Consider the following 26,351-nt stretch of genomic DNA (forward strand, 5'->3'; position numbering starts at 1 on the left):
GTTGGGCAGCACGACGACTGCCCCCGAAACCGTAGCCCCCGAAACATGCTGCAGCACACTCGATCAGGATGTAGCAGGCTGCGTAACTGACGCTGTACTAGTGCGTAAATGACTGGTCAAAGTGGTAACTATCCCCTCGTTCCCGCGCTGGACGAGGCCCGTGCCGCTTATGCTCTGCGCTGGCAGCACATGGTTCAGGAGGGCTTGTCCATGGCGCACACACAGATCAGATATGGAGTGCTCGGCTCGTTCACGGCATGGCGGGATGACTGTGAGATCGAGTTGGGCACAGCGAAACAACAGGCAGTGCTCGTGGCACTGCTGCTAGAGATGAACCGGCCGGTAACGGTGAACGCGATCATCGACGGAGTGTGGGGCGAACACCCCCCGGCTGACGCGCGCAACGGCGTACAGACCTATGTCAGCCGCCTGCGCCGCGCCTTGGCGCCCCGGCGCAGGGTCGCCGAACCCGCGCTGGTGCGGACCGAGACGGGATATCTGCTACACGGCGACCCGTCGTTATCGGACCACGTCGCGTTCGACCAGCTCATCGCGACCGCCGAGCGCTGCCGACGCGATAGCGACCTCGCCGCGGCGGCCGCACACACCGATGCGGCGCTGGCGCTGTGGCGCGGTGAACCATTCAGCGGCCTGGCAGGACCCGTCGTCGAAGGCGAACGGCACAGGCTGCAGGAGCGATATCTGGCCGCGCTCGAGCACCGTGCCCGGATCAAGCTCGCCCGAGGGCATCATGCCGAGGCGGTCGCCGAGCTCGCGCCGCTGGTCAGCTCGTACCCGCTGCAGGAGCGGTTTCGCACGCTGCTCATGCTCGGGCTCTACCACTGCGGGCGCCAGGCCGAGGCGTTGATGGTCTTCCAGGACGCGCAGCGCCGGCTGGCCGAGGAGATCGGGATCGAACCGGGACGCGAACTTCGCGAGCTGCACCGGCGGATCCTGCGTGACGAGATCGAACCGCCGGTCGAGCCGAACGCGCGGATTTCGATCGGCGATGAATCCGCCTACGGTGTCGCCGATTTCGCCGGTGAGGGGCTGGCCAGGCCCGCGGACGACGACCTCTCGATCGGCGATATCGGTGGTGTGGCCGACGTCGGTAAGGTGGAACTGCAGCCCGAGGCGCTGCCGAGCAGCAACCAGCTGCCCGGTGATATCGCGGACTTCACCGGCCGGGACGACGAGATGTGTCGCGTGCTTGCCGACATCCCGCCGAAGGCGCGCCCGACGGTGCTGATCGAGGCCATCGATGGCATGGCCGGGGTCGGCAAGACGACCCTGGCGATTCACGCGGCCCATCGACTCAGCAGCCACTATCCCGACGCGCAGCTCTACATCGACCTGCACGGGCATGCGGCCGAGAGTGCGCCGATCGAGCCGATGGTGGCGCTGGACAGGCTGTTACGCGCGGTCGGGGTGTCGAGTGAGTCGATACCGCCGGATCTGGATGCCCGAGCGGCGTTGTGGCGCACCAAGATCGCCGCTCGGTCGGCGCTGCTCGTCTTGGACAATGTCGCCAACGTCGATCAGATCCGGCCGCTGCTGCCCGGCACCTCCAGCTGTCTGGTGCTGATCACGAGCCGACGCAGGCTCGTAGACCTGGAGGTTTCGCAAACCCTGTCGCTGGATGTACTTTCGCGCGAAGACGCGACGACGCTGTTCGCGACGATCGTCAATGACGACCGGGTGCTGTCCGAGCCCGACGCGGTGGCGGAAACGGTTCGGCTGTGCGGTTATCTGCCACTGGCGATTCGGATCGCGGCCGGTCGGTTGCGTGCGCGTCCGGTATGGCCGATCGACCGACTGGCCGAGCGGCTTCGACATCCGAGCCAACGCCTCGAACATCTTTCCGCGGGGTCACGCAGCGTGGCCACCGCGCTCACCGCGAGCTTTCAGGACTTACCGGCCGATCAGCAGCGGGTGTTCCGGCTGCTCGGATTGCACCCTGGTCGCGACTTCGACGCCTACGCCACCGCGGCACTGGCCGATCTCGGGGTCGATGGTGCCGAACAGATCCTGGAAGCGCTTGTCGATGTGCATCTGCTGGAGCAGGTCGTCTCCGGGCGGTACCGGTTTCACAACTTGGTGCGCGATTACGCCGCGACACTGACCGAACCGACCGACGATCGCGGCGCGGCGCTGACCCGGCTCTTCGACTACTACCGGTATGCCGCGTGGGCGGTCAGCAACACAATCCTGCCCGATCGGACGAGTAGAATCGCTGACCTGCCGAGGCCGCTGACACCGACGCCCGCGCTGGCCAATCATCAGGAATGCGTGGCCTGGTTGCACAGCGAACGGCTCAACCTGCTTGCCATCGCGCGTGAGGCGACCAAGACCCGCTGGGCCGACTACACCAGGCTGTTCTCCGAGATTCTGTGGTGGCCCTATGTGACCGGGCTTCGCTGCTCCGACGACGCCATCACGTTGCATTTCGATGCCGTCGAGGTCGCCCGCACTAGCGGTCAGCATGCGGAAGAGTGCCGGCTGCTGGTCAATCTCGGTTACACGCTCTGGCGCATGCGGCATTGCAGGCAGGCGCTGATCGTGCTCGACGATGCCGTTGGGCTTGCGCATGGTTTGGGTGACTATGCCAATGCGGCGCGGGCTATGCACCACAGCGGGTTGGTCTACTTCCGTTTGGGTCGTTATCGGGATGCGTTGATGGGTTATCACCAGTCGCTGTCGTTGTCGCGTTCGATCGGTGACCAATTCATGGAAGGCTATGCGCTGCAAGGGCTCGGGCAGGTGCATGAGCGGATGGGTTACTACGAGGACGCGTTCGAGTATCTCTGGCAGGCGGTCGGCGTCGCCGACGACAATGGCGACCCCTACCTCCGTGCCTGTGCCCTGATGCGAATCAGCGACACCGATGTGCGGATCGGCAACCATGACGACGCGCTCGCGCACCTGAAGGACGCGCGCAAGACGCTGACGCCGATGTCGTCGAATACCTTGTTCCACAACTACTTTTCGATTCGACTCGGCACGACCTACTGTCAGATGAAGCAGTACGAGATGGCGCTCGAAAGCTTCCGGACGGCTTTGGCGCGCGCCGAACGCAACAATGACCTGATTCTCAAGTGCTGCGCGCATCTCGGCATCGGTGATGTCCATCGTCGGCAAGGTCATTACCGAGAAGCGTTCGCCCACAACGAGCGAGCACTACACATCGCCTATGCCTCCGGCTCACCGTACGAGGAGATGCTCGCCTACGACGCCATCGCGACGGTGAGTTACTGCTCGTCGCACTTCACGGTCGCCCGCAAGCATTGGAAAGCCGCACTGACGATCGCGGCCGCGCTGGGATTGCCGGAAACCCACCGCATCGCCAATCACGTCGCCAGCATCGATTCCACGTTCCTGGCCGCCACCGCGACGCGCACCGCCAATGCGCACTCGGCCGAGTTCCACCGAGCCGCGAATTCGATCCGACGCGATATCCGCCCACCGACGTTGGGCGAGTTGGCCCGCCAAACATGTCCCGACCGCGTGCGACAGCACATCGGCGACCGATGAGCAGACGACACGAAAGCTGTTCCGGCACTACCGGGCTGGCGACTCAGCCCGCGCGTTCGGCGACGCGGGCGGCCATGGCCACGCCGTCCGGGGTCAGTCCGGCCCTATCGGATGGCAGGGAGGTCGCGGAGTTGGCGTCGGGAGGTGATGCCGAGTTTGCGGAAGATGTTGCGCAGGTGGGCATCTACGGTGCGCGGGCTCAGAAACAGTTTGGCCGCCACTTCTTTCGAGGTAGCTCCCTCGGCGACCAGGCGCGCGATGTGCACCTCCTGCACGGTGAGTGTGTCGGCGACGGAGTCGGATCGGCTTCGGGTCTGCTCGCCCGTGGCGCGCAGTTCGGCGGCCGCGCGGGCCGCGTACGCCTCGGCCCCAATCGCTGAGAGCAGCTCGTTGGCTCGGCGCAGTTCGGTTCTGGCGTCGCGGCGGCGGCCCTCCCGGCGCAGCCATTCGCCGTAGACGAGGTGGGCGCGGCCACACCAGACGTTGAAGCCGGTGGAATCGAGCAACGATATGGCCCGACGGTAGGCTTCTTCGTCGTCGTCGACCAAAGCCCTTGCGTAGGATGCGATTCCGAGTCCGTAGGGTTGCCCGCCCGCATCGGCCCGTTCGACGAGTGTCGCGAGCGCGGCGCGCGCGATGTCCAGTTCACGGCAGCGCACCGCGGCCTCGACCAGTTCGGGCAGCGCGTAGCCAGCCATCCCGAGATCGCCGGTGGCGACGGCCTGCTCGGCGGCCCGCAGCGCCGCGGGGTAGTCGGCCAGACCGTTGTTGAGGACGGCGGTCGCGTACTGGACGCTGAGGGTCATCTCCGGTCCGACTCCGGCGAACAGTTCCTCGGCCTCGGCGCGCCTGCCACGCAGTGCGGCCAGGTGGATTCGCGGGTAGACGAGCGGCGCGGCGCCGGTGGCCTCCGCGATCGCCTCCTCCTCGGAGATCATCGCGGCGGCCGCGCCGAAGTCGCCGGAGTGCGCGGTGATGGTGGCGAGCATGGCAAGCCCGATCGGCAGCATGTGGAAGTTGCCGAGCTCGCGGCCGAACGCGGTGGTCGCGGTCGCGATGCCGCGGCTGGCGTCGGCGTCCCACAACTCCAGGGAGACAAGGAATCCGAGGGTCGGCCACCTGTTCCACACCGCGTCGGCGCCGTCGGCGATGACCGCGCGCAGCAGCTTCGCGGCCGCCTGATGTCCCTCGACGACCAGCGCGACCATGCCGTCGAGGACGATGTCGGCGCTGGTGTGCGGTTCCGGGTTGGCCGGCGCGGTGCGCGCGGCGTCGATCACCGTGTCGAGGCCGCCGATCAGCATGGCCATCTCGATCGCGTCCACGTAGCACTCGCGCGCACGGGCCGGATCGCGCTCGGCCAGCCGGGTGGCGGCCCGCAGCAGGTGGGCGGTCGGTAGGTCGTCGCCGCGGAAGCGGGCGAAGGAGATCCGGCCGCGCAGCAGGTCGACGCGCGGGTCGTCGGCGTCGAGGGTCGAGAGCAATTCGGCGGCGACGCCGAAGTCGCCGACCGACAGCTTGGCCTCGACCGCGGCGAGCACCCGCTCGGACCGCATGCCGGGGTCGAGGGTCAGCGCGGCCGCGCGTTCCAAGAAAGCCGCCGCGGCGGCCTCGCCGCCTCGGGCTCGCGCGCGGGTGGCCGACTGGGTCAGCGCGGCGGCCACGTCCTCGTCGGGGCCCGCGCTGGCAAGGGCGCGATGCCAGGCGACCCGGTCGGGGTCGGTGATCGGATCGCTGACCTGGGCGAGAGCGCCGTGCGCGCGGCGGCGTTCGGCCGAGGTCGCGGCCTGGTAGACGGCCGAGCGAGCCAGCGGATGAATGAAACGAACCCTGGTGCCGAACTCGACTAGGGGTATCTCCTCGGCCGCGGCGTCCTCGACTTCTAGGAGTGCTGCCGCGGGCCACAGCAGCCCGGGATCGCCGACCGGCTCGGCGGCGGCCACGGTCAGCAGCAGCCGCACCTTCGGCGAGAGCACCGAAAGACGGGCGCGGAAGCTGCGCTCGGCGGCGCGGGAGGCCGGCAGATCGAAACCGCCGGCCATGCCCGCGAGCCCCGCTGTCCTCGGCAGTTCCACCAATGCCAGTGGGTTGCCACGTGATTCGGCCAGGATGCGGTCGCGCACCCGCTCGTCCAGCGAGGCGGGGATCTCGCGCATCAGCACCGCGCGCGCCTCGGATTCGCTCAGCCGCTCGATGTCCACCCGCGGTAGCTGGTCCAATCCGGCTACGCCAGCACGCGCGGCGAAGACCATGGCCACTCGTTCGGCACCTATTCGCCGGGCCACGAAGGCAAGCGCTCGCGCCGAGGCGTGATCGAGCCACTGCGCGTCATCGATGAGGCACAGCAGCGGCCGATCGTGTTCGAGCAGCAGGCCGAGCACGGCGGCACCGGCCAGGAACGGGTCAGGGGTGCCGGTTTCCATGCCGAACGCGATCCGCAGCGCGCTGCGGTGTGGCGGCGGCAGCGCGTCGAGGTGTTCCAGGACCGGGCCGCACAGCTGGTGCAGCGCCGAGTACGGCAGTTCCGTCTCGAATTCGGCACCCGAGGCGCGCATGACCAGGAAGCCGGAGGACGCCTTGGCCAGGTGGTCGAGCAGTGTGCTCTTGCCGATGCCGGGCTCGCCGAGCAGGACCAGCGCGCCGCCCCGAGATTCCCTCGCCTCGTGCAGGAGCGCGAGCAACCGCGCGGTCTCCTCGGAACGTCCGACCAAATACATCACAGGCTGATCTTGCCTGATCGCGGCCGCCGTGCCACCTCGCGGATAGGTAGAAATTACCGACGCGAACGAGCCAGCGCCGCATCGAGACTTGTGGCACGAGATACGACGCGCAAGACACTACGAAAGGCTCTGCCATGGCACAGAATACGACAGCCGTCGACGTCGCACCCGCGTACCGGGACCTACTCGACGGCTGGCTGACCATCTGGAACGGCGACTTCACCCCCGCGAACGACATTGTCGCCCAGGACTTCTCCGTGCACGCCGCGATGATGGACGGTGGCGGCGACGCTGCCCAGGGGCCGGACGGATTGATCGGCTGGATCGCGCAGACGCGCGCCGCGTTCACCGAACTGGTGTTCAACGTGGCGGTCGGCCCCATTGTCGATCGTGATTATCTGGCGATCCGCTGGGTCGCCGTCGGCACCTACGGTGGCGGATTCCCCGGCGCGACCGCCCCGGCGGGCACGGCGATCCGGTTCACCGGCACGGACATCGTGCGCATCGAGCAGAACAAGATTGCCGAGTACTGGGTCAACTCCGACGTGCACGTGCTGCTGACGACGCTCGGCGTCCAGCCATAAACCACCCCATCCCCCACACACGACCATAGGAGAAGACCCATGTCCACCAACACATCGTCACGTGACCGCACAGAACGCGACACCTATCCCCTCGCTCGCACCGTCCTCATCTCGGCGTGGGCCGTGCCCGTCCTGATCATCGGACAATTCGCCATGGTTGCCATCGTTCCGGTGGCGCTCGTCGTGATCGGCACCCTGCGCGATGCCCGGCTGCGCCCGCTGCGCTGGTGGGCCGGTGCGCTCGCGGTGGCCTACGCTGTCCCGCTGACTATTTGGGCATCGCGATCCGACCCAGCGAAAAGCCTATCGAAGGACATGAACCCGGTTCTGGCCGCTATCGTCGTGGTCACAGGCGTCACCGTTGCCGTCGTCCATCACATTCTGCGCAGGCGTTCGCGGTCGAATGCCACCATGGATCAGCGGCTCGAATCCCGCCCTTGACACGGCTTCTCGGACGCTACGGGCCGGTAACACCCGAACGCTGTGCACATATGTGGTTTGACAGTGCACACTACGCGTGACCGTGAGTTGCAACCCCTCGCCCGTCGACCGGGCCAGCGCTCTGGAGAGGAAGGAGTCGGCGAGTGTTCAGCCGCATCGCCATCGTGAACCGGGGAGAGGCCGCTATGCGCCTCATCCACGCCGTCCGAGATTTGGCCGCGGCAACCGCGCGTCCGATCGAAACCGTTGCTCTGTACACCGATGTCGACCGCAACGCGACGTTCGTGCGCGAAGCCGATATCGCCTATGACCTCGGTCCGGCATCCGCCCGACCGTATCTCGACCTGAAAGCGCTCGAGCGCGCGCTTGTGTCGACCGGGGCCGACTCGGCCTGGGTCGGCTGGGGTTTCGTCGCCGAAGACCCCGCATTCGCGGAACTGTGTGAACAGATCGGCGTCACCTTCATCGGACCGAGCCCGGATGCCATGCGCAAACTCGGCGACAAGATCGGCGCGAAGCTGATCGCCGAGGAGGTCGGCGTGCCCGTCGCGCCGTGGAGCCGCGGCGCGGTCGAGACCGTTGAGGCCGCCATGACGGCGGCGGCCGAGATCGGCTACCCGCTGATGCTGAAGGCGACCGCCGGTGGCGGCGGGCGCGGTATCCGGGTTGTCACCAACGACGCCGACCTCGTCGACGCCTACGAACGCACCAGGCAGGAAGCCGCACGAGCGTTCGGCAGCGGCGTGGTGTTCCTGGAACGACTGGTCACCGGTGCCCGGCACGTCGAGGTCCAGGTCATCGCGGACGGCCAGGGCACCGCGTGGGCGCTGGGCGTGCGCGACTGCTCGGTGCAGCGGCGCAACCAGAAGGTCATCGAGGAGTCCTCGTCACCGGTGCTGCGGCCCGATCAGGCGGCGGAGCTCAAGGCCTCGGCCGAGCGGCTGGCGATCGCGGTCGGTTATCGCGGCGCGGCGACGGTCGAGTTCCTCTACCACCCCGGCGACCAGCTGTTCGCGTTCCTCGAGGTCAACACCCGCCTCCAGGTCGAACACCCCATCACCGAGTACACCACCGGTTTCGACCTGGTGCACGCGCAGCTGCATGTGGCTTCCGGCGGTCGACTCGAAGGCGACATGCCCGTGGAACGCGGGCACGCCATCGAGGCCCGGCTCAACGCCGAAGACCCCGACCGCGACTTCGCGCCCGCGCCCGGCCGCATCGCGCGGCTGAATCTGCCTGCGGGCCCTGGCATTCGCGTCGACACCGGCGTCAGCGAGGGCGACACCATTCCCGCCGACTTCGACTCGATGATCGCCAAGATCATCGCCTACGGCCGGGACCGCGAGGAAGCGCTCGGCCGCCTGCGCCGCGCCGTCGCGCAGACCAGGGTGATCATCGAGGGCGGCGCGACGAACAAGAGCTTCGTGCTCGACCTGCTGAACCAGCCCGAGGTGATCGACGGCAGCGCCGACACCGGCTGGATCGACCGCGTCCGCGGCGAGGGTCGGCTCGTCTCGCACCGGCACTCCGCCATCGCGCTCGCCGCCGCCGCCATCGACGCCTACGAGGAAGACGAACGGGCCGAGCAGCATCGACTGCTGTCCACGGCCTCGGGCGGGCGACCGCAGGTACAGCACGAGAGCGGCCGACCGCTCGACCTCAAGCTGCGCGGCGCTGGCTACCGCGTTCGGGTCGCGCGCATCGGCGCGCACCGGTTCCGCATCGGCATCGAGGCCGGTGGCGATATCCGTACCGCCGACGTCGACCTCGAGCGTTTCGACCGGCACACCGGACAGATCATGGTCAACGGCACCCGCTACCGCCTGACCACCGGCACCCACGGCCCGATCCACCTCGTCGATGTCGACGGCGTGACCCATCGGATCAGCCGCGACGAGGGCGGCGTCGTCCGCTCGCCCGCGCCCGCGCTTGTTGTCGCGACGCCGCTCGAGATCGGCGCCGAGGTCGAGGCGGGCGCACCGGTGCTCGTGCTGGAGAGCATGAAGATGGAGACGGTGCTGCGCGCGCCGTTCAAGGCGCGGCTGAAGGAATGCGCCGTATCCGTCGGCACCCAGGTGGAGACGGGTGCGCCGCTGCTGTGGCTCGAGCCGCTCGGCGATGACGACGAGGACGAGGCGGCCGTCGCGGTCGGGACCGTCGAACTGGACCTGCCCGTCGGGTCCGCACAGGTCCAACCGCACGAGCGCACAACCCGCGGCCAGGAGGATCTGCGCAGCCTGCTGCTCGGCTTCGACGTCGACCCGCACGACGACAGCCGAGTGCTCGGCGACTACCTCACCGCGCGCCGGGCCGCCCTCGCGGACAGCCGAAGGCCGCTGGCCGAGGAACTCGAACTCGTGCAGGTGTTCGCCGACCTCGCGGAGCTGAGCCACAACCGCTCCTCCGAGGACGACGGCACCTACAGCCACGTGCACAGCGCACGCGAGTACTTCCACACCTACCTGCAAAGCCTCGATGTCGAGCGGGCCGGGCTGCCGAAGTCGTTCCAGGACAAGCTTTCCAACGCGCTGGCGCACTACGGTGTCACCGAGCTGGAACGTTCGCCGGAACTCGAGGCCGCGGTGTTCCGGATCTTCCTGGCCCAGCAACGCCCGTCCGACACCGTCACCGTCATCACGACGCTGCTGCGCGAGTGGCTGCAGGAGCCGATGCCGGATCGGGCGCTGCGTGAGCCCGTCGGCCTGGCGCTGGAGCGGCTCGTCGCCGCGACGCAGGTGCGTTTCCCGGTGATCGCCGACCTCGCGCGCGGCGTGGTGTACGCCTGGTACGGCCAGCCGTTGCTGCGGCGCAACCGTGCTCGCGTCTACACCAACATCCGAAAGCACCTGCGCCACTTGGACGCACAGCCGGACGCGACCGATCGGGCCGAGCGCATTTCCGACATGGTGCGCAGCACCGAGCCGCTGGTGCGGCTGCTCGGCCAGCGCCTGGTGCGCGGCAATCAGGACAACACGGTCATGCTCGAGGTGCTGACCCGCCGGTACTACGGCAACAAGGGCCTCACCGGCGTCCGCGCCACCGAGGTGGACGGCTGCACCTTCGTGATCGCCGAACGCCGCAGCCTGAGCCTGGTTTCGACGGCGGTGCGCTTCGACGCGCTCGGCGCCGCGCTGCGCGGACTCACCGAGCTGGCGAGCGGCGGCGCGTCCATCGACGCCGACATCTACCTCAGCTGGGAGAACCAACCGGCCGACTTCGACGCGATGGCGGCGGAATTGCACGAGGTGCTCGGCGCGTATCCGCTGCCGAGTCAGGTGCACCGGATCACGGTCGCCGTCGCCGGCAGCGGCGGCGCGGTGATGCACCACCACTTCACCTTCCGTCCCTCGGCCACCGGCATGGCCGAAGAACGACTGATCCGCGGCCTGCACCCCTACATCGCGCAGCGGATGCAGATGCAGCGGCTGCGCAAGTTCGACCTCACCCGGCTGCCGTCCTCCGACGACGAAGAGGTCTACCTGTTCCGCTGCGTCGCCAAGGACAACCCGTCCGACGAGCGCCTGATGGCGTTCGCGCAGGTACGGGACCTGGCCGCGCTGCGCGAGCAGGACGGCAGGCTGGTCGCGCTGCCGACCGCCGAGATCGCCATCGCCACCTGCCTCGACTCGATCCGCCGGGCACAGTCGCTTCGCCCGTCGGCCAACCGGTTCAACACCAACCGCATCGTGATGTACATCTGGCCGCCGATCGACGTGACCCCGGCCGAGCTGGAGACGGTCGTCCGGCACGTGCGGCCGACGACCGCGGGTGCCGGGCTCGAGGAGATCCTGCTCATCGCGCGTCAGCGCGACGCCAACACCGGCGAGCTGACCAAGGTCGCCGTGCGCATCGGCTTCGACTCGACCGAGGTGACCGTCGGCGAACGGACCGACGAGGTGGTCGAGCCGCTCGACGCGTACCGGCAGAAGGTGCTGCGGGCCAGCAGCCGCAACACCGTGTACCCCTACGAGCTGACCAGCATGCTCGGCGAATTCGCCGAGTACGACCTCGACGCCGACCACGCGCTGGTGTCGGTCGACCGGCCCAAGGGACACAACACCGCGGCGATCGTCGCGGGCGTGGTCAGCACGCCGACCCCGCAGTACCCGGAGGGCATCACCAGGGTCGTGCTGCTCGGCGATCCGACGAAATCGCTTGGCGCACTGTCGGAACCGGAGTGCCGTCGGATTATCGCGGCGCTTGACCTCGCCGAACAGCTGCGGGTACCGCTGGAGTGGTACGCGCTGTCCTCCGGCGCCAGGATCTCCATGGAGTCGGGCACCGAGAACATGGACTGGGTGGCGGCCGCGCTCAAGCGGATCGTCGAGTTCACCCAGGACGGCGGCGAGATCAACATCGTTGTCGCCGGCATCAACGTTGGCGCACAACCGTATTGGAACGCCGAAGCGACGATGCTCATGCACACCAAGGGCATCCTGGTGATGACGCCGGACTCCGCGATGGTGCTCACCGGCAAGCAGGCGCTCGATTTCTCCGGTGGCGTGTCGGCCGAGGACAACTTCGGCATCGGCGGCTACGACCGGGTGATGGGTCCGAACGGCCAGGCGCAGTACTGGGCGCCGGACCTGACCGCGGCGCGCGACGTGTTGATGGCGCACTACGACCACACCTACATCGCCCCCGGTGAGCAAGGGCCGCGGCGAGCGGAGACCAGCGATCCCCTCGATCGCGACGTCTCCGACTTCCCGCACGACCTGGCCGACAGCGACTTCACCACCGTCGGCCAGATCTTCTCCGCCACCGCCAATCCGGACCGCAAGAAGCCCTTCGACATCCGGACCGTCATGCGGGCGGTCTCCGACCAGGACCACCCGACGCTGGAACGCTGGGCGGGCATGGCCGACGCCGAGACGGCGGTCGTGCAGGACGCGCACCTCGGCGGTATTCCGGTGTGTCTGCTCGGCATCGAGTCGCGGGGCGTGCCGCGGCGCGGTTTCCCGTCCACCGACGGACCCGACACCTACACCGCGGGCACCCTGTTCCCGCAGTCGTCGAAGAAGGCCGCGCGGGCGATCAACGGGGCAAGCGGCAACCGCCCGCTTGTCGTGCTCGCCAACCTGTCCGGCTTCGACGGCTCGCCGGAATCGATGAAGAAGCTGCAGCTGGAGTACGGCGCCGAGATCGGCCGCGCGATCGTGAACTTCCAAGGGCCCATTGTGTTCTGCGTGATCTCGCGGTATCACGGCGGCGCGTTCGTGGTGTTCTCGAAGCAGCTGAACCCGAATATGACCGTGCTCGCGCTGGAGGGCTCGTTCGCGTCGGTGCTCGGTGGTGCTCCGGCCGCCGCGGTGGTGTTCGCCGGTGATGTCAACCGGCGTACCGCGGCCGATGCCAGGGTGCGGGACCTGTCGGTGCGCGCCGCGAACGCGTCCGGCACCGACCGGGCGGCGCTGACCGCCGAACTCGACGAGACCAGGTCGTCGGTCCGCACGGAGAAGCTCAGCGAGGTCGCCGCGGAGTTCGACCGCGTGCACAATATCCACCGCGCTGTCGAGGTGGGGTCGGTCGACGCGGTGATCAGTGCCGCCGAACTCCGCCCGCGCATCATCGAGGCGATCGAGACGCGACTGCTCGGTTAAACCAACGCTAGATCCGGAGGAGCTGGTCCAGCCGCCACAGCGGTTCGGCCAGCTCCTTCGCTATTTGGCGTCGAAGTAGCACTCCACCACCGCGGTCGTGAACGGGAACCGCACCGGGGTCGGCCCGAAGGCGATCCGGCCCGCGGTCTCCGCCGCGGCCGCGATCGCTTCGGCGACCGTCTCGGCCTCCTCCGCCGGGCAGTGCACGATGACCTCGTCGTGCTGGAAGAAGACCAGTTCGGCACGCAGGCTCGCACGAGTCAGCGTGGAACGCAGGCCAGCCAGCACCAACAACGCCCAGTCAGCGGCGCTGCCCTGAACGACGAAATTGCGGGTGAAGCGGCCGCGAGCGCGCGCGGCCGCACTGCTGCCATACCCGCTGACCTCCTCTTGAGCCAGATCCGCCAGCTCTGGTGATTCGGCGGACAGCGGCGGACAGGTACGACCGAGCCAGGTGCGCACCAGGCTGCCTTGCTCACCGGCGCGAGCCGCGTCATCGACATAGGCGACCGCCGCCGGATAACGCCGACGCAGTTCGGCCATGTGGGTGCGGGCATCGCCGGAGGTCTGGCCGTAAATGGCGCCGAGCATGGCGATCTTGGCCTGGGCCCGGTCACCACCGAAGGCACGGGCGGCCAGATCCGCGTACAGGTCTTCGCCGCGACCGGCCACCTCCATCAGTCCAGGGTCGCGCGAGATCGCCGCGAGGACACGCGGCTCCATTTGATCGGCGTCGGCGACCACGAGGCGCCAGCCAGGGTCCGCGCGAATCGCCTGCCGGATCACCTTCGGAATCTGCAGGGCGCCACCGCCATTGGTGGTCCAGCGGCCGGAAACCGTGCCGCCGGGCAGGTATTCGGGACGAAAGCGGCCGTCGTGCACCCACTGCTCTAACCAGGACCAGCCGTTGGCGGTGTGCAGGCGGTAGAGCGACTTGTAGGCCAGCAGCGGCGCTACCGCAGGGTGATCGATCCGCTGCAACTCCCACTTCCGGGTGGAGGACAGCTCGATTCCAGCGCGGCCGAAGGCTTTGATGATGTCGTTGGGCAGGTCGGGCCGGACCCGAACGCCGAAGGCCCGCGACACCTCGTCGGCCAGCTCCGCCATCCGGCGCGGTTCCAGCCCGCCCGGAAAACGCTCGCCGAGCAGCCTGTCCAGTAACTCGCGGTGCACGTCCGCACGCCACGGGATGCCAGCCAGCGACATCTCCGCGGCGACAAGCATGCCCGCCGATTCGGCGGCAACCAGCAGCCGCATTCGGTCGGGATGCTCGGCCTTCGCCGTGCGGGCCACCTGTTCCGCGTAAACCTCCAGCAGCGCGGTGAATTCGTCGATGCCGGGCGGCAGCGGCACCGGGCCCGACTCGAACAGCGAAGGCTGAGTCTCGGCGGCCCGTGCTGGCGCGTCCGGCGGAACCGGCAGGTTGTGTAATCGTGCCCACGCGGCCGCGAGCGAACGGGCCTGACCCGACTGGCCTTCCTCATGGCCGATCAGCAACGCCTCCGCAGCCTGCACGTCGTAGCAGCGCTCGACCCGCACGCCCGCCGCGAGCAACGGCCGGTATATCTCGGCCGTTGACCGCCAGACCCAGCGCTCGACCTCGGGGCGTGCGCGCACCGCCTCGGCGAGCGATGGCTCCCGCAGCACCGGTCCCGCGGGACGGCCGTCCTGATCGAGTGGACACAAACGCGCGCCACCATCGCCCGTCTCCGCCACCGCCCATCGCATGCCCCAGAGTCTTGCATCGGGCACCGACATCAATTCCGATCCGGGTCGACGCGTTCGAGTTTGGTCCAGCCGGTCCAGCCACGCTCGGTCAGCAGTTCCGTCAGTCGACGGGCCGACGACGCCGCGTCGAGCGCCAGCGTGTCGAGCAGCTTGGCGAATGGTGGCGCGATCTCGATGTCGTCGACGTACCGCGCGCACCGTCACTCCGGCGTAGGACGCCAGCTCGCCGATGGTCAACATCGGACCATTCTCCTTGGCCCGCAGCGGGTTACGGATTGGCATGGTCGGCATGTTTGCATCGCGTGAAACATGCCGAGTCTGCATGTTTGCATCCAATGATCTCCGCGATCGCCGGGGCGTGGGTGACGAGCAGCCCGTGACTCCGGTAGCTCGGCTTCGGTGCGGAACGGTTCGGGGACCGGATTCGCACCGTCGATGAGCGCCAGCTCGGCTACCGCGTCCGGGTGCGCGGACGCGTAGTGCACGGCCGTGTCCGCACCGAGCGAATGGCCGGCGAGCACGGGCGAGGGCAGGTCCAGCTCCGTCAGCACGGCGACGAGATCACTGAGGTACCGTGGCCGCCGCGTGACACCGGAATCGTCACGCCATTGTGCTGGATTGTGAACTGCGTCGCACCGATGTTCGTCGTCATCCGAACCATGCTGCGAGGTTGACCCAGCGTCAGGGTCAACCATGGCTGTCCTGCTTCGTCACAGCTCACCCACCGCTGGTCACGATGTGGTCCGAATTCGCTGTACCGTCGTCGGGCATGACCTCCGAAGTGATCGCCAAGGCGAATTACCCAGGCGGAACTGCTGTTGCCCGGCGTTCGACCGCGGATCGAGTGCGGGCGTGGATCGTGCTGCTGTTGTCTGCGTTACCGTCCGCGGCGGTGCTGACGGTGTTGCTCTACGGGCTTGGCCGCGCGCTCGGTGTCGATGTTCCCGGTGCGCTGCCCGCGGCCTGGTTTCTGGCGTGTGCCGTCTGGAGTGCGGTGTGTTTCCGCGGTCCGGAACGCCGATGGTTGTTATGGATCTTCGGTCTGCGGCAGCCGACGTCCGACGAACAGCGCGCGTTGAGCCCCGCATGGGAGAAGGTCGCACACAAGGCTGGTGTGCCCGCGTCGTCCTACACGCTGTGGCTGCGGCAGAAGGACCGGCGCTGCGTGGTGCCGAATCGAATGATCACGATATCTCCGGACTCGTTGCAGCGGCTCAGTCCGCGGGAGTTGGAGGCGGTGCTCGCCCATCAGCTCGCGCAACGGGTGCAGGGGCGAGCAGCGTTCTGGCAGTTGGTGTTTCGCCACTACAACCTGCCCGTGGTGTGGATCGAGCGGGCGTTGATGTCGGGTCTGGGTCTGATCGCCGTCGGCGAGGCGATCGCCCGGCGACTACCCGCGCACAGTTCCCGGGTTTTCTCCGTCGGCTGGACCGTGCTCAGCAGGGTCCTCGTCGCGTGCCCGACGGTCGCGGCGGCCACGGTGATCGTCGGCCTCGCGCCCGCGCTGCTGGTGCGGCTGATACCCGAGCTTGTGGCGCTCGCGGTGCGGCCGATCGCGGACCGCACCGAGTACCGGACCGATCGAATCGTGGTCGATCTGGGCTACGGGCCGGAACTCGGCGGCGTGCTGCAACACCCGCAGGTGCCCGACCCGGCGCAAACGTCGTTGAGTCCACTGTCGGTCTCGTTGTGCACACCGAAAACATCACCGGACAAACGGATTCGGCGAATCCGCGATCGGCTCGATGAGCTGGCGCGGCGCTGGAACCCGCCGCAGTAATCAGAACTGTTCGCCCCGCTCGCGGCGCGCGTCGACCTCACTCTGGCGGGCGGCTTCCTGACGGCGGGCTTCGGCGCGCTGCTGTTCGGCGCGCTCGCGCAGGCCACGAAGGAATGCCTCGTCGGCTTCCGGATCCTGGGCGACGTAGCGGCCGGGCCGGTCGTACTCGCTGTAGCCGGTCGTCGAGCGCGGGCCGGTTTCGTTGAGCGGGCGGCCCGCGAAGAGCCAGAGCAGGGCGCCGACGGTGGGTATCAGGATGACGACGACGAGCCAGCCCATCTTGGGCAGGTGTCGAATGCCCGCGTCGGGGCAGGTGATGATGTCGATCAGACAGTAGACCCACAGCGCCAACGTCAGCAGACCCACGATCGCGTATGGCATTGGTACCTCCTCGTACGCATGCCAGCCGACGACCTGTCCGTGTGGTGATTCGCGGCGAATCTCCCCCAACCGGTCCGGGCATGGGCTGCCCGCAACTGGCAAAACTTCAACAATGGAGCGGCCCCAATCAACCCCCGCGGCCGCGATACCGCACACCCTATCGGACCACCGAACCGTTTTCCACACGGGTTCACCGGCCCCGTTCGACGACTACCTGTGCGCGGCGATATCGGCGATATCGTGTCGCGCGGTGTCGGCCGCGTGCTGTTCGTTCGCGTACAGCAGGCCGTAGGTGAAGCCGTTCTGCTCGCCCGCCGTGCCTGCCGTCGTCGCGATTCGCCACAGGAATTCGGCCGAGACGACGCCGTCGTTGTGGTCACCGAGCACGCTTTGGACCTGCTTGTAGTACGTGATGTTCGCCTTCGCCCGCGAGCGCTGCTTGACCGGCTTGTGCAGCTCGGCGGCGTAGCGGGCGCGTTTTGAGGCTTTGCGGGCACGATGCAACGACTCGTCACGCTGATTCCGCAACGCGGTGTCGAGTCGGCGATCGGCTTTGTGCGCGGCCTTGCGGGCCCGCCGCACGAGTTCGCGCTGACGAATCCACCGCCCGAACGGTGGCCGCGATTGCCAATCCTGCAGGGTCGCAAGCAGTTCCAGATAGCGCGGCGAGTCCATCGCCTCGGCCAGCGCCTTACGGCTCGTCAACTGCCGACCGAGCAGCGTCGCGTCGATGCGCGCCGCCACCGGACCCAAGACGAGTTCGGGCGGCAGCTCATCGATCTTCTCGGCAAGCCGGCGGCGCTGGACTTGGCAATCACGTACCTCGCCGAGCAGTCCCGCGTACCACTTCAGCTCGTCCTCGATACCCCGGATCGCGGCGCCATCCAGCAGCTTGCCGAATACCCGCAGCGTGCTGCGAAGCCGCCGCGACGCGACCCGAGTGTCGTGGATCGCATCCTCGCCCCGGCGCAGCGCGACATCCCCGGCGAGCATCGCATCGATCTGCGCGCTCATGTACTCGTGTATCGCGCGTTCCGCCTTGGACACGGTGACGGTCACCGCTGGCCGCTCCGGTGCAGTGACGACTCGGTCGACCTCCCGTTTACTCTCGCGTTCGATTACATCCTTCATCGATACTGCGTTCCCTGCCAGGTGGACGCGAAACAAGCGACGGCCCGATGTCAGCGAGTCTCGTCGAGGACCTGTTCGGCGATCTGGTCATCCAAGGCGACGCGGACCAACGCCGCCGCCAGTGCCGCGGCGCGATTGTCGGGAGCGAGGTCAGCCAGTTTCTCCGCATCGGTCGGCAAGTTTAGACGTTGCGCACCGCGACGGGCACGTCCGTCGAAATGCGGTCGGGCCCAATCCCATACGTCCTGGATCTCGCGCAGGAAGATGTCACTGCCGGTCTGGTCAGGCGTCGGGGCGTGCGATATCGCCGCGCCACGCACCGGTTTCGTGGTGCCTGCTCTCGATGAACTGCTTGAAGCGCTGCATATCGCCATTGACGCGGTGCTTCAGCACGCCGAGCCGGTCGGCGGCGTTCTCCACGAAACCCTCGGGGTCGACCTCCATCTGGGCGGTGATCCTGGTGTGCGTGTCATCGAGGCGGTGGAAGGTGATCACGCCCGCGTGCTGCGGTCCGTTGTCGGATTTCCAGGCGACCCGTTCGTCGGGGTGCTGTTCGGTCATGGTCGCGTCGAACTCGCGGGTCGCCGGGCCGACGTGGATGCGCCAGTGGGTGTGCCGGTCGTCGAGCTGCTGCACGACCTCGACGCCCTCCATGAACTCCGCAAACGACTCGAACTGCGTCCACTGGTTGTAGGCGGTGCGAACCGGTACCTCGACATCAACGGTGGCGGCCAACGTGCTGCTCATACGTACCCCTTTCCTCTTTTACTTCTTGCCGCCGAGCGCTTGGGCCAGCTGGCTTTTGGTCATCTTCGAACGACCCTTGACACCGCGTTGACGCGCCTCGTTGTACAGCTGGTCGCGGGTCGGGCCCTTGGGACCGCGGCGTCCCGATCGCTCGCCGCCGCGTTGCTGCGGCGACTTGTCCTGCAGCGACGTCCGGCTCGCGGTCTTGGTCTGACCTGCCTGAGCGCGGTTCTTGTTGACGGTCCGCGCCGCGATTTCCTTCGCACGGCGGGTGCTCGCACCTTGCGACTTTTCCGAATCACGGACGTGCTCGTACTGTCGTTCCTGCTTGGCTGTCCATTCCTTAGGCATAATCACACCTCCTGCTCGCCGAATACCCGCGCGCAGCGCGGCAAACCGACCGGGGTCTATGAACCGGAGTCCGTGACAGCGCACAACGCGATATCCACCCGCGGAAAACACCACATGCGGGCGTACGCGTCGGTCAATTCGAAAACCCGCTGTGTCGGCCGGGTCGACACCACGACAGCAAACCGTCGCCGACAATGGTCGGCGCGCTCGGCGGCCCGCACGAGCACGTCGACACCGGCAAATCCCAGAAAGCCGATTTCGCTCATATCGACGACCATGGCCGGGGTGCTTTCGCTGTCGCGCACGACCCGGTCCAGCAGTGGTGCGGTCGCCAGGTCGAGCTCGCCGATGACGGTGAGCACCCGGATGCCCGGGCGCGGCGTGTTGCCGCGGATTCGGAGCTGACCGCGGGAGAACTCGCTCGTTTTCGCCGAATGGTGGCTATGCGAAAGGAGCCGTCGAGACATTCGGGGCTGCCGAGGACTTACCTGATTCGTCATGCGCAACGCTCCGTGCCAGCGCCGGACGGACCTGCCGCCCAGCGTGATTCGGTCGTAGCCCGCGCCGGAGTACGGCTGCGCCGAAGCGAGCCTGCCCGAGGCGGCGGCTACCGTTGGCTCGTGTCTGAACCTGCCTGCAAAAATACCCTGCGGCCGCGTCAAGAGACAACAGCGAACATCGAGCGTGTCAGCCGCATTGGTCGCCCGGCGTGTACGGGATGTTGAGGGCATTGTCCTCATCGACGCGGATGGGCCTGCCGAGTTACCGAAAGGCGCGCTGAGCGCCGCCGACGCGGGAGCAGCGAAACGCGGTGGCGGACTGGCGTTTCGAGATGTCTCACACAACCTTCACAACTTCGCAGGTTCCTGTCCGCAAATATCTGCATTTGCGAGGCGTTTCCGCGGGGATCTGCTGTGCGTAGCGTGCGAAATAGATCGCATACATCAATGTCTGGAGGATTTCGACGGTGAAGAATCATCTCGTTCGTACCCACCGCTCCGCCGAGCGGTTTCCGCGCGACGAGCATCTCGCGTGGCGCATCGCCGAGGTCGCCACCGACCAGGTCGAGGTGGCGCCGGAGACGGCGGAGATGATCGTCAATCGGATCATCGACAACGCCTCGGTCGCCGCGGCCTCGCTGACCCGGCGCCCGGTCGCCAATGCCCGCGCCCAGGCGCAGTCGCACCCCTACCAGCCTGGCGCGGCCGTCTTCGGTGTCGGCGGCAGCTACTCCCCCGAGTGGGCGGCCTGGGCCAATGGCGTCGCGGTGCGTGAACTCGACTTCCACGACACCTTCCTCGCCGCGGAGTACTCGCACCCCGGTGACAACATCCCGCCGATCCTCGCGGTCGCCCAGCACGCCGGGCGCTCCGGACGGGACCTCATCCGCGGCCTGGCCACCGGTTACGAGATCCAGATCGATCTGGTGCGCGCGATCTGCCTGCACGAGCACAAGATCGACCATGTCGCCCACCTCGGCCCGTCGGCCGCCGCAGGCATCGGCACCCTGCTCGGCTTGGACACCGAGACCATCTACCAGGCCGTCGGCCAGGCGCTGCACACCACGACCGCGACCCGGCAGTCGCGCAAGGGCGAGATCTCCAGTTGGAAGGCCTACGCACCGGCGTTCGCGGGCAAGATGGCCGTCGAGGCGGTCGACCGTGCGCTGCGCGGCGAGGGTGCGCCGTCGCCGATCTGGGAGGGCGAGGACGGTGTGATCGCCTGGCTGCTCGGCGGTCCGAACAAGGAGTACTCGGTGCCGCTGCCCGGCCCCGGCGAGCCCAAGCGGGCCATCCTCGACTCCTACACCAAGGAACATTCCGCCGAGTACCAGAGCCAGGCGCCGATCGACCTGGCCCGCCGGATGCGCGACCGGATCGGCGATCTCGACCAGATCGCCTCGATCGTGCTGCACACCAGCCACCACACCCACGTCGTCATCGGCACCGGCTCCGGCGACCCGCAGAAGTTCGACCCGACGGCCTCACGCGAGACCCTCGACCATTCGGTCATGTACATCTTCGCGGTCGCGTTGCAGGACGGAACCTGGCATCACGAGCGGTCCTACGCCCCCGAGCGCGCGCAGCGGCCCGACACCGTCGAGCTGTGGCGCAAGATCTCCACCGCCGAGGACCCCGAGTGGACCCGGCGCTACCACTCCACCGATCCCGCGGAGAAGGCATTCGGCGCACGGGCCGAGGTGACGTTGAAGAGCGGCGAGCTGATCGTCGACGAGCTCGCGATCGCCGACGCGCACCCGCTCGGTGCCAGGCCGTTCGCCCGCGAGCAGTACATCGCGAAGTTCCGCACGCTCGCCGAGGGTGTTATCGCACCGGCCGAGCAGGATCGCTTCCTCGATGTCGCGCAGCGCACCGCCGAACTCAGTGCCGCGGAGCTGTCCCAACTGTCGTTCACGGTGTCCGACGAGGTGCTGGCGCGGGCGCCGCAGCTGCCGAAGGGGCTGTTCTGATGTCGGGCCTGCTTGCCCCGGCAACCTCGGCCACCGATAAGCGCGCGACATTCCGCGCGGGCTTGGCTTCCGACAGCATTCAGCGGTTCCCCGGCGCGTTCAATCCGTTGGTGGCCAAGCTGATTCAGGAGATCGGCTTCGAAGGCGTCTACGTCTCCGGCGCGGTGGTTTCGGCGGATCTCGCGCTGCCCGATATCGGGTTGACGACGTTGACCGAGGTCTCCGAGCGCGGGCAGCAGGTCGCGCGGGTCACCGATCTGCCGGTGCTCATCGACGCCGACACCGGTTTCGGTGAGCCGATGAGCGCCGCGCGCACCGTGACGATCCTCGAGGACGCCGGAATCGCGGGCTGTCATCTCGAGGACCAGGTGAATCCGAAACGCTGCGGCCACCTCGACGGTAAGGCCGTTGTGCCGACCGAGGAGATGGTGCGTCGGTTGCGTGCGGCGGTAACCGCAAGGCGCGACCCGAATTTCGTGATCTGCGCGCGCACCGACGCCGCCGGGATCGAGGGCATCGACGCCGCCATCGAACGCGCCAAAGCCTATGCCGACGCGGGTGCGGACCTGATCTTCACCGAAGCACTGTCCGGCGAGGATGATTTCGCCAAGTTCCGCGCTGCCGTCTCGATTCCGTTGCTGGCCAATATGACCGAGTTCGGCAAGTCCGAACTGCTGTCGGCCAAGACGCTGGAGTCGATCGGCTACAACGCGGTCATCTACCCGGTTTCCACGCTGCGCCTGGCGATGTGGGCGGCCGAGTCCGGGTTGCGCGAGATCTTCGCCGAAGGCACGCAGGCCGGGCTGCTCGATCGGATGCAGCATCGCAGCCGACTCTACGAACTGCTCGACTACGAGCGCTACAACGAATTCGATTCCGACATCTTCAATTTCAGCCTGAGCGGGGACCAATGACGACAGCATCGCATCGCGATTCGATGAGGGGTGGTGGCTGGGCGACGGGTGGGCCCGATACCGCCATGCCGACTATCCACAAGGGTCTTGCCGGTGTCGTCGTGGACACCACCGCTGTCTCCAAAGTGGTGCCGGAAACCAACTCGCTGACCTACCGCGGCTACGCCGTGCAGGACTTGGCCGAGCATTGCAGCTTCGAGGAGGTCGCCTACCTGCTGTGGTACGGCGAACTACCCAATGACGCTCAGCTGGAACGGTTCTGCCAACAGGAACGCGCAGCACGCCGCGCCGATCGGTCGCTGCTGTCGCTGGTGACGAAGATGCCGGACACCTGCCACCCGATGGATGTGGTGCGCACCGCGATCAGCTACCTCGGTGCCAAGGATCCGGCTGAAGCCGATAACAGCCCGGCGGCCAACCGCGCCAAGGCTTTACGGATGATGGCGGTACTGCCGACCATCGTCGCGGCCGACCACCGCCGCCGCCACGGTCAGGACCCGATCGCGCCGCACTCGCACCTCGGCTTCGCCGAGAACTTCCTGAACATGTGCTTCGGCAAGGTCCCGTCCAGGGAACTGGTCAAGGCGTTCGAGGTGTCGCTGATCCTCTACGCCGAGCACAGTTTCAACGCCTCCACCTTCGCCGCGCGCGTGGTCACCTCGACGATGTCGGACATCTACAGCGCGGTCACCGCGGCCATCGGCGCGCTCAAGGGCCCGCTGCACGGCGGCGCCAACGAGGCGGTCATGCACGACATGATCGCGATCGACGACCCCGCCCTTGCCGAGCAGTGGCTGCGCAACAAGCTCGCCAACAAAGACAAGGTGATGGGTTTCGGGCACCGCGTCTACAAGAACGGTGACTCCCGCGTGCCGACGATGAAGAAGGCCTTCATCGACATCGCCGCCGCCACCGCCGGTGACAAGTGGGTGCGGATGTACGAGATCCTCGAGCGCACCATGAACGAGGCGACCGGCATCAAGCCCAACCTCGACTTCCCCACCGGGCCAGCCTATTACCTGCTCGGTTTCGACATCGAGGTGTTCACGCCGATCTTCGTGATGAGCCGCATCACCGGCTGGGCCGCGCACATCATCGAGCAGCGCGAATCCAACGCGCTGATCCGCCCGTTGAGCGAATACGTCGGCGTGCCACAGCGTTCGGTTGTCGCCTGATCCGAACACCTTCCCACGAACCACGCCGACGCTCGGCGAGTACCGTCAAGCAGCAGGCTTGGCGGTACTCGCTACCGCCGCGTCTCGCCCACCTGTCGGCTCGAACAACTTGCCCGTCAACGTCGCGAAGACCAGACCGATGGCCAGCCACAGGATCGCCTGCGCGGCAAGCGAATACAGCCGGAAACGATACAGATCATCGGCCGGGAAACCCGGATACACGATCGCACCCGACGAATCTCGCAGCGGCTGCGGCGTTTCCGTCGCCTGCCTGCCGAACTCGGCGGTATTGGCCGACAGATGCCCCAACTGCGGCAGCAGCAGCATCACGATCCCGATCGCCACCACGAACGCCAGCGCCGCGAGCAGACTCGCCGACCAGCTGCCGAACCGAGGTGCGAGGCGCCGCCCGAGCAGCACCGCCCCGAACAGGAACAGCGACGACAACACCACCATCACCAGATACAAACCGGTGCGCGACCCGATAGTGTCCGGATGCCCGATCGACGGCGGGTTCGCCGGATACTTCAGGAACGGCACCAGGTACAACGCCGCGAAAAACCCACCGGCCAACAGCAACGCCAGATTGCGCGGCGAAACCTTTCCGGCCCGGCCAACACTCAGGGCGTAGACCACCGCGAACAATCCACCCATGGCCACGCCGAACAGGATCATGCCGAGGCCGATGCCGACATTGGACTGCACCGACCGGGTGAACACCTCCGCACCCATGTCTCCCATCGGATGCCCCGCCGCTTTGTCCAGCGTCTCCTGTGCCTCGTCTCGACCACTTTCATAGTCGATCGCGCGCTGGATCACCGGCTCGGCGAAGATCCGCGCGAAGAGGAACGCCAACAAGCCGCCGATCGCTCCGGCGAGCAGACCGCGGCCGATGATCTGTTTTTCCATCCCGCTACCACCCGCTCCGGCCTGGCCGGATCAATGGCATGGGAAGCCGAGGAAATGCCGTGCGTCGTGCACGAACTCGTGCACGTGCGTATCGCTGCCGAACACCGACACCGCGCCCTGGTCGATGCCGATGAAGTAATAGATCAGCAACGCCCCGAGCACGGTTCCGACCATCCACAACGTGGTCGATACCGAAGCACTGAGCGGGCGGACCGTCACACCGGCATGCGGTACATAGGTGGCCATGCGGGACTCCTTCCAGGGATTACGCGTCCCTACATCCAGGATGAAACTTCCTGCCGGGCCGAGTTTCTGACTCACACACCACTATTCGAAGCGTGCTCACAGCGGCGCGACCGCTCTGGACTCACACCAGATTCCTCACACCCAGCAGACATCAACTCTAGAAGCGGCCGAATCCACGGGTCAAGGATGAACCGCCCCGGCTTTTCGGCCGCTTCTTTCCTTGTGAAGGATGTGGGCCATGCCCAAGCGTTATCCGATCGAGCAGCGTGAGCGTGCGGTGAAGATGGTGCTGGACCGCCTCGACGGGTATCCGTCGGCGTATGCCGCCTGCCAGGCGCTCGCCCCGAAGCTCGGTGTCCACCCGGAGTCGTTGCGGGTCTGGGTGAAGCAGGCCCAGATTGACACCGGGAAGGCTCCCGGTGTGACGAGTGCGGAGCAGGCGCGGATCAAAGAACTCGAACGCGAAGTCCGAGATCTGAAGGAGGCCAACGAGATTCTGAAAGCTGCCTCGATTTTCTTCGCGCGGGAGATCGACCCGCGCCGCCGGTGATCTGTGCGTTCATCGATCAGATGCGGGGGCTGGGTTTCCGGGTCGATCCGATCTGTCGCGTGCTCACCGAGCAGGGCGTGCAGGTCGCCGGACGAACCTATCGGAACTGGAAAACCGCGCCGGCTTCGGCGCGGACAGTGACCGACGCGCGCCTGACCGACGCATTGCTGGCCACCATCGGCACGCCCGAGGGAATGTATGGGCGCCGCAAGATGACCCCGTATCTGCGCCGCCAGGGCCTCCAGGTAGGGATCGGCACCGTCGACCGACTCATGCGTGACGAAGGTCTGTCGGGCGTGGTCCGCGGCGGCAAACACCGCACCACGATCGGCGGGAAAGGCGCCGGTCATCGCCGCGCCCCGGACCTTCTCGACCGCGACTTCACCGCAACCGAGCCAAATCGCAAGTGGGTCACCGACTTTACTTACGTGCCCACCTGGTCGGGGTTCGTGTATGTGGCGTTCGTGATCGACTGCTTCTCCCGTTCCATCGTGGGCTGGCAGGCCGCCACGATCAAGGACACTGCCATGGTCACCACCGCACTGAGAATGGCGCTGTGGCGGCGCGATCACGATGGTCACGCCGTTGAGGATGGATTGATCCATCACAGCGACGCGGGATCGCAATACACCTCGATAAGATTCGCAGAAACCCTTGCCGCAGAACAGATTGCGGCCTCGATCGGCAGTATCGGCGATGCCTACGACAACGCCCTGGCGGAGTCGACGATCGGGCTGTTCAAGACCGAAGCCCTCGCCCGTGACAGCCCGTTTCTCACCGGGCCACTGCGGGCGCTCGACGATGTCGAGTACGCGACGATGGAATGGGTCGACTGGTACAACAACCAGCGGCTGCACAGCCTGCTCGGCCATATCCCACCCGTCGAGTACGAAGCCGCCTATTACGCTCAACAACAGCCATCCCAGCCGGTGATGACTCAACCATGAAGCCGGCCGGAAAGTGGGGACGGTTCAGGATCACCCGACCTCGTTACCCGAGCGTGGCCCGCTGTTCTCGTTCGGATCTGGGTGACCGTAAAGCTGGTCAGGCCCGAATCAGCGTGGTTACGTCTGTTCTGTCTGTCTGGTTGAAG

The 26,351-nt window shown here is 67.1% G+C and carries 20 protein-coding genes and 1 riboswitch; of the genes, 9 read left to right on the forward strand and 11 right to left on the reverse strand.

Annotated elements, in window-relative coordinates; genetic code table 11:
* Nucleotides 1-108: 108 nt before the first annotated feature.
* Nucleotides 109-3,531: a BTAD domain-containing putative transcriptional regulator gene (locus OG203_RS03625; RefSeq protein WP_405164220.1), complete on the forward strand. Its 3,423-nt coding sequence runs from the start codon at nt 109-111 to the stop codon at nt 3,529-3,531.
* A gap of 104 nt (nt 3,532-3,635) precedes the next feature.
* Here OG203_RS03625 and OG203_RS03630 read toward each other — a convergent pair whose 3' ends face one another.
* Nucleotides 3,636-6,248, reverse strand: coding sequence for an AAA family ATPase (locus OG203_RS03630; protein WP_405167765.1), 2,613 nt, complete (start codon nt 6,246-6,248; stop codon nt 3,636-3,638).
* Nucleotides 6,249-6,385: 137 nt separating this feature from the next.
* Between OG203_RS03630 and OG203_RS03635 the strand changes: the two genes are divergently transcribed.
* The 3 genes from OG203_RS03635 (at nt 6,386) to OG203_RS03645 (ending at nt 12,876) form a co-directional block, all read left to right on the forward strand.
* A complete protein-coding gene (locus OG203_RS03635; protein WP_405164221.1) occupies nt 6,386-6,835 on the forward strand; it encodes an ester cyclase in 450 nt (149 codons plus the stop codon).
* 39 nt (nt 6,836-6,874) lie between these two features.
* Nucleotides 6,875-7,276, forward strand: a complete 402-nt coding sequence (locus OG203_RS03640) for a hypothetical protein (RefSeq protein WP_405164222.1) — start codon at nt 6,875-6,877, stop codon at nt 7,274-7,276.
* A 143-nt stretch (nt 7,277-7,419) separates the two neighbouring features.
* Nucleotides 7,420-12,876, forward strand: a complete 5,457-nt coding sequence (locus OG203_RS03645; RefSeq protein WP_405164223.1) for a carboxyl transferase domain-containing protein — start codon at nt 7,420-7,422, stop codon at nt 12,874-12,876.
* 60 nt (nt 12,877-12,936) lie between these two features.
* Here the strand turns inward: OG203_RS03645 and OG203_RS03650 are convergent, their stop codons facing one another.
* Together OG203_RS03650 and OG203_RS03655 are read right to left on the reverse strand one after the other, a co-directional pair.
* Nucleotides 12,937-14,604, reverse strand: a complete 1,668-nt coding sequence (locus tag OG203_RS03650; RefSeq protein ID WP_405164224.1) for a bifunctional 3'-5' exonuclease/DNA polymerase — start codon at nt 14,602-14,604, stop codon at nt 12,937-12,939.
* Between the two features lie 233 nt (nt 14,605-14,837).
* Nucleotides 14,838-15,299 carry an alpha/beta fold hydrolase gene (locus OG203_RS03655; RefSeq protein WP_405164225.1) on the reverse strand — a complete coding sequence of 154 codons (462 nt, stop codon included), beginning with the start codon at nt 15,297-15,299 and terminating at the stop codon, nt 14,838-14,840.
* Nucleotides 15,300-15,373: 74 nt separating this feature from the next.
* Between OG203_RS03655 and OG203_RS03660 the strand changes: the two genes are divergently transcribed.
* On the forward strand, nt 15,374-16,384 hold the full coding sequence (locus OG203_RS03660) for a hypothetical protein (protein ID WP_405164226.1): 1,011 nt from the start codon (nt 15,374-15,376) through the stop codon (nt 16,382-16,384).
* Here the strand turns inward: OG203_RS03660 and OG203_RS03665 are convergent, their stop codons facing one another.
* From OG203_RS03665 to OG203_RS03690, 6 genes are all read right to left on the reverse strand, one after another.
* A complete protein-coding gene (locus OG203_RS03665; RefSeq protein WP_405164227.1) occupies nt 16,385-16,765 on the reverse strand; it encodes a PLDc N-terminal domain-containing protein in 381 nt (126 codons plus the stop codon). It abuts the gene before it with no gap.
* 210 nt (nt 16,766-16,975) lie between these two features.
* Nucleotides 16,976-17,896 (reverse strand): CHAD domain-containing protein, encoded by a 921-nt coding sequence (locus tag OG203_RS03670; protein ID WP_405164228.1) that lies wholly within the window; start codon nt 17,894-17,896, stop codon nt 16,976-16,978.
* Between the two features lie 50 nt (nt 17,897-17,946).
* Nucleotides 17,947-18,075 (reverse strand): hypothetical protein, encoded by a 129-nt coding sequence (locus OG203_RS03675; protein ID WP_405164229.1) that lies wholly within the window; start codon nt 18,073-18,075, stop codon nt 17,947-17,949.
* Nucleotides 18,076-18,178: 103 nt separating this feature from the next.
* The gene (locus OG203_RS03680) at nt 18,179-18,643 is read right to left on the reverse strand and encodes an SRPBCC family protein (RefSeq protein WP_405164230.1); all 465 of its coding nucleotides are present in this window, start codon (nt 18,641-18,643) and stop codon (nt 18,179-18,181) included.
* 18 nt (nt 18,644-18,661) lie between these two features.
* On the reverse strand, nt 18,662-18,994 hold the full coding sequence (locus OG203_RS03685) for a plasmid stabilization protein (RefSeq protein WP_405164231.1): 333 nt from the start codon (nt 18,992-18,994) through the stop codon (nt 18,662-18,664).
* Nucleotides 18,995-19,050: 56 nt separating this feature from the next.
* The gene (locus OG203_RS03690) at nt 19,051-19,494 is read right to left on the reverse strand and encodes an STAS domain-containing protein (protein ID WP_405164232.1); all 444 of its coding nucleotides are present in this window, start codon (nt 19,492-19,494) and stop codon (nt 19,051-19,053) included.
* Between the two features lie 467 nt (nt 19,495-19,961).
* Between OG203_RS03690 and prpD the strand changes: the two genes are divergently transcribed.
* From prpD to OG203_RS03705, 3 genes are all read left to right on the forward strand, one after another.
* Nucleotides 19,962-21,464, forward strand: a complete 1,503-nt coding sequence (gene prpD, locus OG203_RS03695) for a 2-methylcitrate dehydratase PrpD (protein WP_405164233.1) — start codon at nt 19,962-19,964, stop codon at nt 21,462-21,464.
* Nucleotides 21,464-22,378 carry a methylisocitrate lyase gene (gene prpB, locus OG203_RS03700; protein WP_405164234.1) on the forward strand — a complete coding sequence of 305 codons (915 nt, stop codon included), beginning with the start codon at nt 21,464-21,466 and terminating at the stop codon, nt 22,376-22,378. The genes prpD and prpB overlap by 1 nt, the downstream gene beginning before the upstream one ends.
* 65 nt (nt 22,379-22,443) lie before the next feature.
* Nucleotides 22,444-23,553, forward strand: coding sequence for a bifunctional 2-methylcitrate synthase/citrate synthase (locus tag OG203_RS03705; protein ID WP_405164235.1), 1,110 nt, complete (start codon nt 22,444-22,446; stop codon nt 23,551-23,553).
* A 45-nt stretch (nt 23,554-23,598) separates the two neighbouring features.
* Here OG203_RS03705 and OG203_RS03710 read toward each other — a convergent pair whose 3' ends face one another.
* Together OG203_RS03710 and OG203_RS03715 are read right to left on the reverse strand one after the other, a co-directional pair.
* Nucleotides 23,599-24,462, reverse strand: a complete 864-nt coding sequence (locus tag OG203_RS03710) for a CbtA family protein (protein WP_405164236.1) — start codon at nt 24,460-24,462, stop codon at nt 23,599-23,601.
* A 30-nt stretch (nt 24,463-24,492) separates the two neighbouring features.
* Entirely contained in the window at nt 24,493-24,708 is a 216-nt protein-coding gene (locus tag OG203_RS03715; protein ID WP_405164237.1) for a CbtB domain-containing protein, read from the reverse strand.
* 39 nt (nt 24,709-24,747) lie between these two features.
* A riboswitch (cobalamin riboswitch) is annotated at nt 24,748-24,894 on the reverse strand.
* 52 nt (nt 24,895-24,946) lie between these two features.
* Here OG203_RS03715 and OG203_RS03720 point away from each other — a divergent pair.
* Nucleotides 24,947-26,205, forward strand: a protein-coding gene (locus tag OG203_RS03720; protein WP_405162070.1) for an IS3 family transposase whose coding sequence is annotated in 2 segments (ribosomal slippage) — nt 24,947-25,220 and nt 25,220-26,205 — 1,260 coding nt in all. Because the reading frame shifts where the segments join, the coding sequence is not laid out codon by codon here.
* Nucleotides 26,206-26,351 lie beyond the last annotated feature (146 nt).

The organism is Nocardia sp. NBC_01499 (assembly GCF_045040275.1).
Lineage (GTDB): Bacteria > Actinomycetota > Actinomycetes > Mycobacteriales > Mycobacteriaceae > Nocardia.